We start from the raw sequence: 15,708 nt of genomic DNA, 5'->3' as shown, positions 1-15,708 counted from the left end.
CCTGCCAAGCCCTATTGGGAGGTCGCGGTGGCCAGCGGTCGTGACCGTCCAACCCCCGACATTCCGCGGGCGCGTTGCAGGCAAGGGCATGGAATTGTGCAGTGCTCAGCAGGATCCGGCCAACCCGAAACGAACCGAGGGCGGCAGCTGAGTCGGAGAGCCTGCTGCTAGCGTCCCACCATGACAGGCCATCACCGCGCTCTCCGACTGCTCCGGGAGCGTCCCGATCTCGCTGGGCTCGCGGCGTACCCGTTCAACTTCGACATCGCCCGGGACGAGCACGTCGAGGCCGTCCGGCTGGCCTCGGGTGCGGGGCTGGCGGCGGTGGCGGGGGACGACACCGGCGGGACGTTCTTCGTCTGCGCGGGAGGCGAGGTCCTGTACGCCGGTTCCGAGGGCGAGGCCGGACTGATCGCCGACTGCGTGGACGAGGCCCTGGAAGTGCTGATCGGCCTGCCGGGCTGGCACGACTACACCGGACTCGACCCGCACGCCGACGACGCCATGCTCTCGGCCGCAGCGGCAGACACCGAGGACGACCTGCGCGAGTACTACGGCCCGGACCTCGACGCCGACCGCAGCACCCTGCTCGCCGCACTGGGACTGCGCGAGATCCCGCCAGCGCAGCTGATCCGGCGCCTGCACCAGGCCCTGTTGCGCACCGAGCCCGACTTCCTGCTCCTCAACGCGCACGAGGGCTGCGCCTACATGCTGCTGGACCGCCTGCCGCGCCCACCGCTGTGGCAGATCGTCCTCGCGCCCGGGCAGACGGACCTGGCCCTGCTACGCACTGATCCCACCCGCTGGTCCGAGGTGGCGGGCGATGCGGCGCGGCGGACGACGGCCCTGCGCGCGGCTCAGTACGACCGACGCGCGACGGATCTGCCGTTCCTGCGGGTTCTGCTCGAGCACGAGGCCCAGCACGGCGCCACGGAGGAGCTGCGTCTGGCCGCCGTTCTCGTGGGCCTGCACGGCCAGGACCAGGACCACCAGCACCTGCGCTCGCTCCGGGAGGCGAGCTTCGACACCCACTGCCTACTCGGAGGATTCCCGGGCACCGCAGCGGAATTGAGTCGGTGGGCAGCCGAGTTCGACGAGTCCAATTACGGCGTCGACCCGGAGGACCAGCCCGAGCTCGCCTGGGCGGAGCTGGCCCGCCGCCAGGGGCGCACCGAGCTGGCCCGCACCGCGTTGCTGCGTCTGCTCGACGACGCCGGGCCACGTGACGCCGCGCTGCTCGCCGGCCTTGCCGGTGAGCTCACGAGACTCGCGGACTTCGCCCAGGCAGCCCGCGCCCGGCACTTGCACGCGTCCCTCCAGGACGACCCCGCGTGTCGCGGCGCGGCGCTGGTCGACCTCGCATCGCTTCAGCGCAGGGCAGGCGACGTCGAGGCAGCCTGGCGCTCCCTGCAGCAGGCCGTCGTCGTGCTCGACGGCCCGCCTCCGCCACCACCCACGGACCAACTGGCACTCGGCCTCGACCTTCCGGAACCGCAGCTCCCTACTCTCACTTGGCGCGCGCTCGGCCTCGGCTTGAGTGTCACGGAGGAGCACTTCCGCATCGCCCAGGAAGCCACGACGGTCGGCCCGCCTGCCGTGGCCCTGGCGGCGCTCGCTGCCGGGACCGCGTTGCTGCCGGACTTGCCCCGCCCGACAGAGGCTCTGCACCAGCTGGCCCGGGAGACAACAGCGATGCTGGACGGCGCCCCGTCGCCCGTTCCTGATCAGCCCGACAGCGCGGGTGGCTGACGGTTCCTTCGGCTGAGCCAGGTGCGGGGCACCCTGGGCAGCTGGACGGCTGAGAGCCAGCGAGGGGCCCGGTAGCCTGACGATGTGATTGACGATCAGCGTGCGGCGGGAGCCGTGGTCGGCTCGGCAGTGGGGGACGCGTTGGGTGCTCCGTTCGAGTTCGGCCCTGCCGGGGCGTTCTCGAGTCGCTTCCCCATGTCACTACCAGGCGGTGAGATGTGTGGTGGCGGTGGCTGGGACGCTGGCGAGGCCACCGACGACACGCAGATGGCCGTGATGGTCGCCGAGTCGCTGCTGGAGCGCGGCGGCTTGGATCTGCCGGATATGTTCGCGCGCTTCCAGCGCTGGGCGGCGTCCGAGCCCAAGGACATCGGGGTGCAGACGGAGGACGTCCTGACCAACGGCATGCCGTGGGACCTGGCCGCTGCCGTCCACTTCCAGGTCAACCTGCGCGCGGCGGGCAACGGTTCGCTGATGAGGGCCGCGACCTCGGCGGTGTACTTCGCCCGCGACGGCAGGCAGGCGACGATGGATGCCGCCCGACGGATCTCGGCTCTGACCCACGGCGACGGCGCGGCCTGGGAGGGCACGGCCATCTTCCACGAGTTGGTCCGCCTGGCCCTGGCCGGCGACGACCCGCTGGCCGGCCTCCCGGAGATCCTCACCCACGTGAGTCCCCATCATCGCGCGCGCTACGAAACCGTCCTGGCTCCCACCTGGCATCCGGACGACGCAACGGAGTTCAACGGCGCGGTGTGGCCCTGCCTGGGCTCGGCAGTCTGGGTGGTGCGCACCACGACCTCGTTCGAGGCGGCGGTGCGTGCCGCGGTCGATCTCGGCGGTGACACCGACACGGTCGCCGCTGTCACCGGTGGCCTGGCGGGTGCGTTGTACGGACTGGACGCCATCTCCACGCGCTGGACAGAACCCCTCCACGTGCCACTCCCCGGCCACGCCGGGCGCGTCCTGCGCCTGCCGGAGATGCTCGACCTCGCGCACCGCCTCGCCGCCTGACAGCCGTGGCCCAACCTGGGTAGTGCTATGGGGTCAGGAGCCCCAGCCGGCGTCCGGATGGTCACTGGTAATCAGGCCGGCCTCCCAACGCCTCGGTACGTCCGGGGCGTTACGGTGACCGTTAGGTTCAGCAGTGTCCTCATCCAGCGACTGTTTGTCCGGTGGCTGTCCGGCCGCTTGGCGTGAGCCCGTATCGGCGGACGCGATCCGCCTCGTCAGCTTTGCCCAGCTCCTCGAGCAGGTCCGCCAGCTCGGCAATGCCGAAGGCCTCGCCAGCCAGAATGGCCCTTCGGTACCACTCGACTGCTTCTTCTTTGGCTCCTACCCGAGCGGTAAGGAATGCTGCGAGATGAAGCGCTGTCGTCTGGCCGCGGTTCGCCAGCTCCTTGACCTTTACTGTTACCTCGTCGATCCGCCCATTCTCCTCCGAAAGACCCGCCATGCGCCATAGGGCGAATCCGTGGCCCTGGTCGGCTAGGTCGGTCAACCAGGAAATTGCTTCCTCGGTGCCGCCTGTGGCCTGCAGAATCTCGCAGGCCATCTGAAACGCGGGAAGATTCAATCGCGACAAATTCTGCTTGCACCAATGCAATGCATCGTCGGTGCGCCCGTCACTGAGCAACACATTGACAAGAACTGCCGATGCAACTATTGACCCGCTAGCCACGCAAGCTTCAAGCCATGACAGTGTGGCTTCGATCCCCTCAGACTGGACCGCGAGCTTGGCTGCGGCATCAAGCACCATGCCATTGCCGTCAGCTGCGGCCCGTTTGTAGCATGCGAGGGCCTCGACCGACTGGCCGGCATGGTCTAGCAACTCGGCTCTGGCACGTAGATCTGTGATGCCCTGCCGTTCCAACTCGTCAAGTCGTTGGAGTGCCTCTTTCGCGCCGGCGGTTTCCAAGAGAAGGCGGGCGAAGCGTACGGGCGCAAGCGTGTCCCCCAGCTCTGCCGCCCGTTGATAGAGGTTGACTGCTTCGGCGGGATTCCCGGTCTCTTCCAAGATCTGCGCGGCTGCGAGGATAGCATCGGCATTTCCGCGCTCAATAAAGCAGTTCAGCCAGTTGAGCGCCTGGTCCACGCCTCGAATCTCGGCGATCTCCTCAGCGGCCCACGACAGGGCCAGGTCATCTCCTGCCTCAGCTCGCCTCATGAGCCATTCGATGGCGTCGTCCTGCCGGTCAAGGGTAGCAAAGAGGGCAACCACGTTGCCGTACGCGTCGTTATCGCCTGCCTCAGCCGAGCGGCGGTACCACTGCAGTGCCTGCTCATGCTGACCGGCTCGCTCCATCAGATCGCCAGCCAGCCAGAGAGTGTCCTCATTTCCCTCCTCCACCGCGCGCAGATGGAGGAGGAAGGCGTGGTGAAAGAGACCGCGGTTCCTCGCCGTCCAAGCAAGATGCCCGAGGTCGCCCTGATCCGCGTGTGCGGGCAGTGCGCTCCAGAGTGTGTCCGGTGCGCCAATGATCGCTCGGCTTGACCGGCCGAACTGGTCGAGGTAGTCAGCTAGGCGATAGCGCGTCATGTTGCCGAGCATGTCGCCGGGACGCGGACGGATCCGGATGATCGGACTGGTTGCGCCCCGGCATGGTCGACCAAGGAACGACAGCGCATCATCAAACCAGCCGTCACGCAAGCTGTCCCACTCGTCGTCGGTGAGGTAGCCGACGGCGGCCGCCTCTAATAGCGCATGAGACAGCTCCCTTCGGCAACCGAGCCGCCGAGCATCCATCGCGGCATGAAGCACTGCCTGGGCGGAGATCGGCGCCGTGGAGTAACGCTCCATCAGGGCAAAAGCAGCAGACAGATATTGGGCGATCCGCCTGTCGCGGGCTACCTCGACAGCCTCGGCGAACCGCTTGTCGGTTCGTGACGCTTCCCGTGCGTCGCTCAGTGCGGACTCGTCGAAGGCGGGGGGCACCGGCACGCTGCGCCCGGAAAGGAGCGTGCGAGCCTGTCGATGGTGGTCTGGTCTCCCCGGTTCAGGGAGGGCGGTGAGCAGATCCCAGTCCTTGGGCCAAACCGTTCCCAGTATCAAGACTGGTCGTCGAGCGGAATCGTTGAGCAGGTCGCGCAACGCGGCAGCGACCAGTTCGCCCTGCCCACTTCCAGGCGTTGAAAGAAACGGTGCGAGCTCGTCAAGCCAGAGCACAGTCTGTGGGCCCACAGAACCCACACCGTCGAGGAGCGCCTGCGCAGGGCTGGGGGCAATCGGCTGCCAGAGTCTCCAACCAGCGGGCAGCTTATGGAGCGCCTCCCAGCAGGCACGAGTCTTGCCCGTGGAAGAGTCACCTACGAGTACAACGAGTTTGCTCAGACCGCCCGCGGCAGCGGCTACGACCTCTCCCAGCTGAAGGTCGTGCCTGCGGGTGACGTAGGCAGGAAGGAGCGGCAAGTGGTTGCTCGTGGCCTCGCCTTCGATCTGGATTACACGGTGGACGTCCAGTGCGAATGGATCGGTGAATCCACGGAGGTCCGCACCGACCTGCCTGCCGGTACGGCTCGCTGCAGTCACGGTCTCGCTCGAGCAGAAAATCTCTGCGGTTGCGCGTCCGAAGAAGCGAGCCACCAGTTCAGGCTGCCTGAACAGCCTTTCTGAGAGCTGCTGGCAGCCCCACAGGTCGATGTCCAACGGGTGGTACTCCACCTGGAGCTGCCGGAGCCGCTGCTCCACGGCCGTGTCACCAATGTAGGCGGTAGTTACCACTACGAAGCGGTCAGCAGCGAAGGGACGCTTCCCATCCGCGTATTCGCGAACGGCATCGGTGAGGTCGTCGGCGGCGAAGTTCTTCCAACGCTTGGCTTGATATGCCGTCAGGCTGTCATCGGCGAAGTAGCCGACGACGTCAATCCCGTGTTGTTTCTGCCCTCTCCTGCCATACAGCCTGGCGCGGGTCGCGCCGTCGACCTCGCGGGCCAGAGCCACGATGAGGTGCTCAAGGCTTTCCCACGACAGCTGATCAGCGTTGAGTAGCAGCGGTGCGGTGACCTGGAGCGGCGGTGGAAGATCTGGTGGCGGGCCGACAAGCCGGTGGCCGGGGGCGAGTTCCTCCCAGATCTCATCATCGATACCTGCCTCCACGGGCTGCATGCCCACCCCCTTCTCGATCGCCGGTGTGGATCCACGCAGCATCAGAGCATCCGTCGCTCATCCTAGAGCTGCAGCAACATGCGAGCGGGATCCCTCGACGCGTTGCCCTGTTGGCGGCGTCCATGGTCGTTACCGACCGGCCCGGACGAGATCGGGCTGGTGGCCTGGGACATTAAACTGCGGGCACGCGGCGCTCAGGGCCGCCACCGCGAGGCTGCCGACGAGGCACTGGCGCTGCGGGTACACAGTGCCCAGGTGTACGGCGAGAACAACATCCGCACGCTGAACGCAGGGTCCGACCGCGTCCAGCATCTGACCCACCTGGGCGACTTTCAGCTTGCCGAGCGGGAGTGCCGTGAGCTCATCGAGCGCCACGGCCGAGATGACCTGCTCTGGCTGGCCGTCACTAACGCCCTCGTCGGGTCCCTAATCGGGCTCGGCCGCCACGACGAGGCCGAGGCCGCGGCGCGCATAGCAGGCAGCGCTCTGCTCTTTGGCGAGTGTCGATGGTTAGCTGACCAGTTTCGCTGACTTTATGGGCCCACCATGTGGCGATCGAGCAGATCTGATGAGCTGTCACGAATGTTCCGCTCCTGTGACGACTCTGGGCGCGATGTGTTCGAAGAGCTGATCGATGACCCGGCTGCCGTCCGGTAGGACCATCTCGCGTGCGGTCTGCAACAGATCCACTACTGCCCGGGTCTGGGAGTGGCCGCGCAATGCGGGTGCGAGTCGGCCGAGGACGATCTCGGCGGTGGTGCGGTCGGAGGCAGCAGCGTGCAGCCAGGATGCCGCGCGAGCGATGATCTCGGGCGACCCGGCAACGTCTCCGAACAATTCCCGCAAGCCGCGTCGAAGTTCAGGTTCCCTCAATGGGGATCCCGCGCCGAGTAGCCAGGGAAGCCCGGTGTCCTCACAGCTCATCAGGGCGAGCAGTGCGAGTTTCCCGGCTTGGGCGGGCCACTCCCTGATCAGCCAGTTCTCTACTTCGCGGACCAGCACAGGGCGCATGGCGGGCCTGCGCGCGAGAGAGTCGAAGACCTCCAGTACCTGGGATCGGAGTGTGGGGTCGTCCGTCTGGACAAGATTTCGCAGCCGGGTCATAGCGAACCGCTGGGCGCTCTGTGTGCTGCTCTTGTCGATCAGGACTCCCTGGCAGACCTCAGCGACGACCGCCCGGACCTGTGTGCTCTGCGTTGCCCATCTCGTGAGCGACTTCCAGGTGGCGCCGCTCATGTGCTCGTCCTTGAGCGCACGTTCAGTGACGATTGCCAGGAGTGTCGCGCGGTCGGCCTTGAGTGCCAACTCGCGAAGTTCGTCGAGAAATTGAGGATCCCTGTGGCGGAGGATCAGAATGGACAGTGCGCGCGGCGCGGGATCGTTGCCGATCAGAGTACGGTCGGGCAGGCAGACCAGCCACTTCAGCAGCACCTTGCGCAACGGTGGGAAGTTGTCCCAGACATAGCCGAGAACGGCCTCCGAGTACTCGGGGCGGTCGAATGTGACCTGGTCTCGAGAGTCGACGTCTGCGAGAAGTGCCAGCAAGCGCGGGCGGAGACCTCGCCCGGCGAAGATTGCTCCGATGCTGGGCGAGCCGACAGCCTGTGGTCCGCCGGATGCGACTTCGATGGCCCTCTCCAGAGCGTGGGCGTCCTCACCGATCACCGATGCCGGTGCGATGCGGTGGATGGCCAGGGCGAGCAGCAGGCAGCGGTCCGATAGCGAGAGCGGGGCGTCCCTGGCAGCGGGCGGTCTACCAGGGTCGTTGAAGAGTGTGTCGAAGTCGTCCCGCCAGTCGGCCAGCGCCAGCTCGATCTGCACCTGCAAGCCGTCAGCCGGTGTGGCGGCGGACGCCAGGTGCTCCAACCTCACGGGACGATCCACAGAGCCGGGTGTACCCGTGCTGTCGGCGGTGGATTGTCGCTGCTGGTGGGCAGCCCCTTGGCGTATGACCGTCTCCACGCAGCGCGCGGCCTCGACGGCGTCCCGCCCCTGGATCGATTCCCTGGCTTTCGTCGACTGGACGTACTGGATCAGCGAGGCCTGGCCTCTGGCACGGAGGTGGTGCTCCACGAGTTGTTGCGCGTTTGGCGGTTCCGACAGGTGAACGACCTTGATCCCCGGCCTGGACCAGCTGTGGTGGCCGGCCCACAGTTCGGCTGTGACCGTGAGCACCAGACGCGATCCGGCCTGGCGCAGCTTCTCCGCGAACATCGATAGACGGTCGAGGAAGTCGCTGTCGAAGCAGTCGCTGTCGGTGTCCTTCAGCTCCAACAGGTAGGTGTGATGGGGTTCGAGAGGAAGTCGTGCGACGGACGGTTGAGGCCAGTCTGCCTCTAGATCGACCAGGGTGGACTCCGCTGCGGTATGGCGGGCGCCGAGTTGCCGGGCGAAGGTGGTGGCACCGCATCCCCGGCGCGCCACGATCACGAGGACTCTGTGGCGGCTGCTCGGCCGAAGCGCGTCGGCGCTGTCGGACCAGACCTGCTGCCACTCCGGCGGTTGGAGGAAGGCAGCGGAGTAGATCAGTTCCTGCCGGTTGAACTCCGTGCCGTCGAGGACATCGCGCTTCCGAGTCTCCTGGATCAGGTTCTCGATGTTGTTGGCGAGCACATCGATGTTGGTGATCTGGGCGGGGACCGTGTCCTGCGGGGACTGGACCGCGTGGAAGGCAGTTGGCGGTGGAATGGGCAGCGGAGGCTGGCTTCCGAGGTCGGGATCCCAAGCTTGGTGTCGCGTGGGCAACGACGCGAGCAGCTCCTCCAGTTCGTCGGGTGCCTGGCGGTCGTCGGTGTTCACCCGTGGAGCTGCCCTTCGTCCGCGGCTCGGACAGCATGGTTGATCTGCTGCGTCCGCAGCGTGGTGATGTTGTTGGCCAGGGTGTTGATGCTGACGTTGCCAGACACCTGGACACCGCCTTGGGCGGCAGGTGCCGCGGTCCCCCTGTTGTTGCCCTCGTCCTGAACGGTGTGCGCCTCGTGCTTTTCCAGGTATTGGGCTACTACACCGGGGCTGAGCCTGGGCACATGGATCCACGCGGTTCGGGTGAAGTTCTTGCCCGGTACGGTCGCGGGCGCGGGGAGGAAGTCACGCTCCGGCAGAAGGCTGCTCCGGCGGCCGAGGACCACGCGTCGGTACATCTCGTCAGACAGCGCCAGGGCGGTATAGCTCCCATGGGCATCCGCAGCAGCGATGCCTGCCCGGATGGCGTCGCTGTCGACGAATCGTGCCACGTCGTTGATGGCATCCGCCATGTTGCTCTCGGGCATGGGCCCGATATGCACGCTCACCCGTACGAGCAGCGGCGGATCAACACGCTGTCGCTCTTGCTCGTAGCCGTGCAACTCCTCGTTCAGGACCCGAATCAACGGGTCGACCAGCCGCCAGCTGCGAGCTGGTGGGAGGACGAGGATACAGCCGTCACCGGTGTCCTGAATGCCCGCCGGGTTCTTCCACTCCGCTGCCAGGCCGCTCTGTGTGAAGGCCGACTCCAGTGCGGTGTCCAGGGCTCGTCGAAGCATGGGCTGGCGATGATCGGGGGCCTTGCTGAAATCCTTGATGTCGACGGCGAAGAGCGCGCGTTCAGGCGGCAGGTCCCAACGATGGGCTGGAACGGTGGTGTCCATGAAGTGAATCCTTTTCTGGTCGATCAGATCGGGTGAGTTGTCGTCAGTTTGGCTACACCATGGCGTTCATCATCGCTGGGACGGCGGCCAGCGTGACCCCGATTCCGCCCAGGACCAGGGAGACGCGCACCCGTACGTGCTTCGCCCAGGCGATTCGGGAGAGCGTCACCAGCTGCCTGCTGAGCGCCGGCAGCAGATCCTGGTCTGCGAGCTCGTTCGCCAACTCGTCGGCGTTCCAGTGCCTCAGGTGACCGAAGTAGATGGCGTTGTGCCGCCAGTCGTCCGAATCACCACGGGAAGCGATACGGGGCGCGACGGCCGCAATGGCGAACACGAGACCAGCGGCGATGAGTACCGCGCTGAACCAGAGGTCTACGACGGTGGCCGTCTGACGCCTCTCGGAGCACGTCCCGGAGCTCTGCATGGTCTGCGTGAGGGTTGTAATCGCCACCAGAGCCGCTGTTTCGAGACTCAGAGCAAGCGATGCCTTGACGTCCACGCGGCCGACCCAGTCACATAGCGAGCCGTGGATCCGCCAGGCCGCGTCGAGCCCACCTGCGGCACCGGTAGCAATGGTGTTGACGCCCGAAGCCCCGGGGAACGAGGGGGCGTTGGTACCAATGTTCGGAGCGCTCATGTGGATCCCCCAGTCGATGGAACTCCGTGGCCGGTGCGCGTGAGACGACCGACTGGTCATCTTGGTACCTGAAGCGGCGGGGAACGTCTGCGTCAAACGGCGCAGACGGAGTGGGAGGCGGCTACGGTGGAGCGCGAAGGGGGTGAGCGGTGGTCGGATCTGCGCTGTCCTCAGAGTGGAGACACCTGATCAAGTCTGTGGGCCAGGAGGTCCTCTGGCGGCGGGGTGAGCTCCTGATACGCGAGGGTGACACCGCGGATCGAGTGCTTCTGCTCCAACAGGGGTTGGTGAAAGTCACCGCGGTGTCCGCGACCGGCTTTACCAGCCTCCTCGCCCTGCGCGGGCCAGGTGAACTGCTTGGAGAGCTGTCCAGCGTGGATGGCGGGCCCCGGTCCGCCACGGCGACAGCGATGGGGGAAGTGGCGGGGGTGGCCGTACCGGCACCGAGATTTACCGCCCTCATGGAAGCAAACGGCGGACTTGCACTCGCCGTGCTGAGGAGCGTGGCCGTCCGGCTTCGGGAGTCCGACGTCGGCAGGGCCGACCTCGGCGCGTTGCCGACCACCGCACGCACCGCACTGGTCCTCGCGAGGCTTTCCCAGAGCTATGGGACCCCGGTACCTGACGCGGCCAACGGACTGGCCCGTCGACTGACCATCAATCAGCAGGAACTCGCCGGCGCCATAGGCGCCTCCCGCGAGTCGGTGGTGCGGGTCTTGCGTGTACTGACCGACCACCGCCTAATCGTCGTGTCACGCGGACAGGTCACGGTAAGCGACCCGGCGCTCCTCGCTCGCTGGCCTGGAGCCGGGACCTGACAGAAGCTCGCGGCTGCAGCAGGGGCTATCGCGCCCTCGATGAGCAGTGAACCGGCAGGTCGCAGCTGACCCGTCCTGAGCGGTCGAGGCTCGTGTGAGGATCGGCCTCGCGCCTTCGAAAACGGCTGGCGTAGGTGCTGGGTGTCGGGCATGCTCCGCGCGATGAACAGCGATCCAGGCGATGAGTGGGTATACGCGCCGGTCGGCACGCTCGAAGGGCTGCTGCAACGCGGGCGGGGCCAGGGTGCACTCTCGGCGCAGGGTTGATCCGACGGCCGGCGGGCTGGTGTACGACTGTGTTCGGCGGGACTGTCGCTGGGACTCACTGGTGGACGAGCGTCATCTTTACCTGGTGAGGTTGATCCGGGATCTTGAGCTGTCGCCGGCGCCGGTCATTTCTTTGCTGGCGGGTGACCATGACGACTGCGAGCAAGCCACCGGAGTGCTGGAAATGCTCGCTAGGTCCGGGTCGATGGAGGCCCGTCAGGTCCTGAGGTCGTACATCCGTGAGGGCGAACACTGGGTGGACGTACTGGAGTCGGTCGCCGGGTGCTGGCCGGTCGAGTGGTCGGACGATCTGGCCGATGTCGCGCGCTCCAGGCTCACGGGGGACGAGCCCCTGCTGTGGCGCTGCGAACCCGTGGGTGCGCTGGCAGCTTCGGCCGCAGAACGCCTCGCCGAGCGGCAAACGTCCGCCCGCCAGTGCTGTGGCGGGACTGAGCGGCAGCCGGCTGCTGGAGCTGCTCGCTGATCCCGGAGCGGCCGACAGCGTCAAGGCCAGCGCCCTGCGTACGCTCGCCGAGCGGCCGCCAGAGTCGGCGCTGATCCCGCTGGTGCCCTCGCTGGTCACCGCGGACGGCCGACGGCCCCTGCCCGTGCCCTCGCGCGCGGTCGGCCGACCGCCGTACCAGCCGCGCGCGAGTGGGCGACAGACGCGCGGCCATGGCTGTCCTGGACCGGGACGATGGTGCTGGCCGAACACGGTGAAACGCGGGACCTCCCCGTCCTCATTGGAGAGCTCGTCGCCCGCTGGAAGGCGCGCGACTGGTGCGGACCCGAGCGTCTGGCAGCCGGACTGGCACGCTTCGGCCCGCAGGCGGCCGAAGCCGCGCCGCTGCTTCGCCGCTTCTGGCTGCGCACCCCGCATTCGTACGAGCGGCCGGCCTATCTGAAGGCGTTGGCGGCCATCGACCCGGCGGGGCTGGAGCATGCATACGTCGAGTCGCTCTGGGACAGCGAGTCGGACGCGCTGTCTGCTGGGCATCGCTTCGGCGCCTGATATTCCGCAGGTGAGGGAGCGGCTGGCACAGCGGGATGACCCGATGGAGGAGCTGGAGGTCAGGTCCGCAGCCGGAGCACGGTGACGCGTGAGAGGGCGAGGCCGAAATCGCAGCGTGCAGGGTTTCTGATCGAATTTCACCCGTTCGTGATGATAAATCCTCGCGACTCTCGCGAGGGGCCCGTCGGGGTTGGCATGCTCGAACGTGCGGTGGTGGCCGCGAGCCGTGGGAGGTGTAGTCGTGGCGGTGACTTCTGCAGTCGGTGGCGATGTGTCCGCCGCTCCGGACGGCATCCCGGATGTGCTGGGCGGGTGGGTGCGTGAACGAGGAGGGCACGCCTCGGCGGCGGCCTCCGAGGGCGGTGCGCTGCGGTTCGCGTTCTACGGCCGGGTCTCCACCGAGGATCACCAGGACCCGGCCACGTCGCGGGCCTGGCAGCTGCTGCAGGCGGAGTCCTTGGTCTCGGGCCATGGCCGTGTGGTGGCGGAGCTCTTCGATGTCGGGCACAGCAGGGCGCTGCCCTGGGCCCGCCGCCCGGAGGCCGGCGCTCTTCTCGCGGCGCTGACCGATCCGGACCCGGGGGGTTCGATGCGATCGTCATCGGTTCGAGTGAACGCGCCTTCCACGGGACGCAGTTCAGCGTGATGGCGCCGCTGTTCGAGCACTACGGCGTGGGCGTGTGGATCCCTGAACTGGGTGGCTGTGTCGACCCGACGGTCGCCGGGCACGAGGAGCTGATGGTCCTGCTCGGCATCCTCGCCAAGTGCGAGGTCACCCGCGCCCGGATCCGGGTCCGCTCCGCCATGACTGTCCAGACCCGCGACCAGGGCCGCTACCTGGGCGGACGGCCTCCCTAGGGCTACCGACTGGTGGACGCGGCCCCGCACCCCAACCGGTCCTTCGCCCGCCCCGGCGTGCGCCTGCGGCGGCTGGACACCGACCGCACGCCGGCCCGATCGTGCGGTGGATCTTCTCCCAGCGGCTGGCCGGCCACAGTCTCGCCCGGATCACCCGCGCCCTGAACGACACGCAGGTCCCGCCCCCGTCCGCCGCCGACCCGGACCGCAACCCGCACCGCGACGGCCGACACTGGCAGGTTCCCACCGTGCGGGCCATCCTGGCGAACCCCCGCTACACCGGCCGCCAGGTCTGGAACCGCCAGCGCACCGACCACGAGCTGATCGACCCGGACAACACCACCCTCGGCCACCGCGACGTGATGCGCTGGAACACCCCCGACGACTGGGCCATCTCCCACAAGCAGGCGCACCCGGCCCTGGTCAGCGAGGCCGACTTCGTCGCGGCCCAGCACATCCGCGTGACCCGCGAGGCGACCCCGGGCCGCACGTACCAGCTGGCCGGGATCCTGCACTGCGGCCTGTGCTCCCGCCGGATGGACTCCCACTGGACCCACCAACGCCCCGGCTACCGCTGCCGCCACGGCCACACCAGCGCCAGCACCCCGAGCCCGACCGACCGCGCAACGCATACGTGTGAGAAGACCAGCTCCTGGCCCACCTGCCGGCCCTCGTCCTGCGCCTCACAGCTGCAGTCGGCGATGCGGCCGGTGAGCCGCCCACCGCCCTCGACGCCGTCGAGTACCTGCGCGCCAAAGGCATCGCGCTGATCTACGACGCGACGGCCAGGACCCTGACCGCCGACACCGAGCGAGCCGAGAGGATCCTGATTAGCTGACAGCCCAGCGAGACGAACGGCGACCTCAGGACGTTGCGGAACGACGAACGCCCGCACCTGGCCGAAGGCCTGGAACGGGCGCAGATTCACCGTGCTCGGAGACCAAGCACGGTGGGGAAAGAGTGTGTCCGAGGGGGGACTTGAACCCCCACGCCCGATAAAGGGCACTAGCACCTCAAGCTAGCGCGTCTGCCATTCCGCCACCCGGACTAGGTGTGTGCCGTCAAGGGGGCCCGTTACCGTGCGTTCCCGTGGCGACAGAGAGAACAGTAGCAGGCTTTGGGAGTGGTCCTCACCTGGGCATCTTCGGTCGGGAACGGGCTGGAGTGGGCGGGAATGGTCGGGGCGGGTCAAGTTGGTCGGTCGGGAGGGGGGAGTCGGGCCGGGGATCCTAGCCTCTGGGGGTAGGGGAGCCCTGAACGGAACACCCCGTTCCCGAAAGGTCGGCCGGTGCCGGCGCGATGCCTCCCGAGTCCGGACGAAGGGTGGTAGGCGTGGAGCGGACCGGTGTGACCACGACCGCGGCGGGCCCGGCAGGCCCGGTGGGTACGGCGGAGGTGGGTGGGGTGGACGCGGCGGGTGCGGCGGACCGGGGAGAGCCGGGGGAGCCCGGGGAGCCCGGAGAACCGGTCGGGGACGCGGAGACGCGGCTGTGGCGGATCGTGGCCGGCGCGCACGAGTCGTCGGTGCCGCAGGTGCGGCACGCGGTGCGGGACCTGTTGCGGCAGCGCGGGCTGGTCGGCGAGCGGTACCAGGACCTGACCGACGGGCTGCTGCTGATCGTCTCCGAGCTGGTGACCAACGTGGTGGCCCATGCCGCGCTGCTGACGCCGCAGGTGACCACCGAGGTGACCATCGGGGGCGGGCAGGTCCGGGTGGCGGTGGAGGACGGGCACCCGTACCGGCCGAAGGCGGTGCAGAGCGACGAGGAGCAGACCGGCGGCCGCGGCCTGATGCTGGTCAAGAGCATCGCGCTGGAGGCCGGCGGCTCCTGCGACGTGGAGCAGACCGGGGACGGCGGGAAGGTGATCTGGGCCGCCCTCCCCCTCCCGCGCGGGTAGGGCGGTGAGGGGGAGGGCGGGCGCGGCGGGGGCCGAGCCGACCTACCAGTCGTGCCCGGCGATCTCCCGGATCCCGGGCAGCGCCGCCTCGAAGACCGTGGTGAACCAGACCGAGAAGGGCTTCTCCGCCTGAAGCTCCTTCAGCTCGCGGGCGGTCACGAAGCGGGTGTCGTCCACCTCGTCCGGGTCGGGGCGCAGCTCGTCGGTCATCAGGCCGACGAAGAGGTGGTTCCACTCGCGCTCGATCAGGCCGGAGGCCTCGTCGGGCAGGTCGTAGCGGACGGTGCCGGCCGCGCAGAGCAGGGCGGGGGCGGCGCCGAGCTCCTCCGAGGTGCGGCGGGCGGCGGCGACGAAGGGCTGCTCGTCGGGGTAGGGGTGGCCGCAGCAGGTGTTCGACCAGACGCCGGGGGAGTGGTACTTGCCCAGGGCCCGGCGCTGCAGCAGCATCCGGCCCTGGCGGTCGAAGAGGAAGACCGAGAACGCCCGGTGCAGGTGGCCCGGCTGCTGGTGGGCCCAGAGCTTCTCGGCGGTGCCGATGGTGACGCCCGCGTCGTCGACCAGTTCCAGCAGGATCTCGGCGGTGGGGGCGGGAGCGGCACTGGTCGCACCGGTCATGGCACTGGCACTGGCACTGGCAGTGGGCGTCGGGCTCTCGGGCATGGGGCCTCTTTCGGCACGGGGACCGGCGCCGCCACCCGGGCGCGCGGCCCGGGCAAGCCCCCCCGGTCCAGCGGACG

General features: G+C 68.1%; 15 protein-coding genes and 1 tRNA gene. 10 read left to right on the top strand and 6 right to left on the bottom strand.

Going from position 1 to position 15,708, the window contains the following annotated elements:
• Positions 1–180 precede the first annotated feature (180 nt).
• Positions 181–1,749, top strand: a complete 1,569-nt coding sequence (locus ACFW1A_RS01555; protein ID WP_380402184.1) for a hypothetical protein — start codon at positions 181–183, stop codon at positions 1,747–1,749.
• A gap of 84 nt (positions 1,750–1,833) precedes the next feature.
• Positions 1,834–2,763 (top strand): ADP-ribosylglycohydrolase family protein, encoded by a 930-nt coding sequence (locus ACFW1A_RS01550; protein ID WP_380402181.1) that lies wholly within the window; start codon positions 1,834–1,836, stop codon positions 2,761–2,763.
• Positions 2,764–2,902: 139 nt separating this feature from the next.
• Here the strand turns inward: ACFW1A_RS01550 and ACFW1A_RS01545 are convergent, their stop codons facing one another.
• Positions 2,903–5,896 (bottom strand): restriction endonuclease, encoded by a 2,994-nt coding sequence (locus tag ACFW1A_RS01545; RefSeq protein ID WP_380402179.1) that lies wholly within the window; start codon positions 5,894–5,896, stop codon positions 2,903–2,905.
• A 117-nt stretch (positions 5,897–6,013) separates the two neighbouring features.
• Between ACFW1A_RS01545 and ACFW1A_RS01540 the strand changes: the two genes are divergently transcribed.
• Positions 6,014–6,385, top strand: a complete 372-nt coding sequence (locus tag ACFW1A_RS01540) for a hypothetical protein (RefSeq protein ID WP_380402176.1) — start codon at positions 6,014–6,016, stop codon at positions 6,383–6,385.
• 45 nt (positions 6,386–6,430) lie between these two features.
• On the opposite strand, the gene ACFW1A_RS01535 is transcribed toward ACFW1A_RS01540, so the two are convergent.
• From ACFW1A_RS01535 to ACFW1A_RS01525, 3 genes are read right to left on the bottom strand one after another with little or no spacing between them, the layout of a single operon-like run.
• Entirely contained in the window at positions 6,431–8,653 is a 2,223-nt protein-coding gene (locus tag ACFW1A_RS01535) for a hypothetical protein (protein WP_380402173.1), read from the bottom strand.
• Positions 8,650–9,480: a hypothetical protein gene (locus tag ACFW1A_RS01530; protein WP_380402170.1), complete on the bottom strand. Its 831-nt coding sequence runs from the start codon at positions 9,478–9,480 to the stop codon at positions 8,650–8,652. Before ACFW1A_RS01530 ends, ACFW1A_RS01535 begins: the two co-directional genes overlap by 4 nt.
• A gap of 52 nt (positions 9,481–9,532) precedes the next feature.
• A complete protein-coding gene (locus tag ACFW1A_RS01525) occupies positions 9,533–10,117 on the bottom strand; it encodes a Pycsar system effector family protein (RefSeq protein WP_380402167.1) in 585 nt (194 codons plus the stop codon).
• A 149-nt stretch (positions 10,118–10,266) separates the two neighbouring features.
• Here ACFW1A_RS01525 and ACFW1A_RS01520 point away from each other — a divergent pair, with 149 nt between their 5' ends.
• From ACFW1A_RS01520 to ACFW1A_RS01495, 6 genes are all read left to right on the top strand, one after another.
• Complete coding sequence (locus ACFW1A_RS01520; RefSeq protein WP_380402164.1) at positions 10,267–10,935, top strand: Crp/Fnr family transcriptional regulator; 669 nt, start codon at positions 10,267–10,269, stop codon at positions 10,933–10,935.
• A 328-nt stretch (positions 10,936–11,263) separates the two neighbouring features.
• A complete protein-coding gene (locus ACFW1A_RS01515; RefSeq protein ID WP_380402161.1) occupies positions 11,264–11,686 on the top strand; it encodes a hypothetical protein in 423 nt (140 codons plus the stop codon).
• Positions 11,687–11,899: 213 nt separating this feature from the next.
• Entirely contained in the window at positions 11,900–12,214 is a 315-nt protein-coding gene (locus tag ACFW1A_RS01510; RefSeq protein ID WP_380402158.1) for a hypothetical protein, read from the top strand.
• A gap of 247 nt (positions 12,215–12,461) precedes the next feature.
• On the top strand, positions 12,462–12,860 hold the full coding sequence (locus ACFW1A_RS01505) for a hypothetical protein (RefSeq protein ID WP_380402155.1): 399 nt from the start codon (positions 12,462–12,464) through the stop codon (positions 12,858–12,860).
• Entirely contained in the window at positions 12,860–13,072 is a 213-nt protein-coding gene (locus ACFW1A_RS01500; RefSeq protein WP_380402152.1) for a hypothetical protein, read from the top strand. The genes ACFW1A_RS01505 and ACFW1A_RS01500 overlap by 1 nt, the downstream gene beginning before the upstream one ends.
• A gap of 101 nt (positions 13,073–13,173) precedes the next feature.
• Positions 13,174–13,842, top strand: a complete 669-nt coding sequence (locus ACFW1A_RS01495) for a recombinase family protein (protein ID WP_380402149.1) — start codon at positions 13,174–13,176, stop codon at positions 13,840–13,842.
• A gap of 193 nt (positions 13,843–14,035) precedes the next feature.
• Here the strand turns inward: ACFW1A_RS01495 and ACFW1A_RS01490 are convergent.
• Positions 14,036–14,120, bottom strand: a tRNA-Leu gene (locus ACFW1A_RS01490).
• A 299-nt stretch (positions 14,121–14,419) separates the two neighbouring features.
• Here ACFW1A_RS01490 and ACFW1A_RS01485 point away from each other — a divergent pair.
• On the top strand, positions 14,420–14,971 hold the full coding sequence (locus ACFW1A_RS01485) for an ATP-binding protein (protein WP_380402146.1): 552 nt from the start codon (positions 14,420–14,422) through the stop codon (positions 14,969–14,971).
• A 42-nt stretch (positions 14,972–15,013) separates the two neighbouring features.
• Here the strand turns inward: ACFW1A_RS01485 and idi are convergent, their stop codons facing one another.
• A complete protein-coding gene (gene idi / locus ACFW1A_RS01480) occupies positions 15,014–15,631 on the bottom strand; it encodes an isopentenyl-diphosphate Delta-isomerase (RefSeq protein ID WP_380402143.1) in 618 nt (205 codons plus the stop codon).
• Between the last annotated feature and the right edge of the window lie 77 nt (positions 15,632–15,708).

The sequence above is a fragment of the Kitasatospora sp. NPDC058965 genome (assembly GCF_042741245.1).
Classification (GTDB): Bacteria; Actinomycetota; Actinomycetes; order Streptomycetales; family Streptomycetaceae; genus Kitasatospora.
Note: the sequence above shows the minus strand (reverse complement) of the source record. Positions and strands in the feature narration are given on the sequence as shown.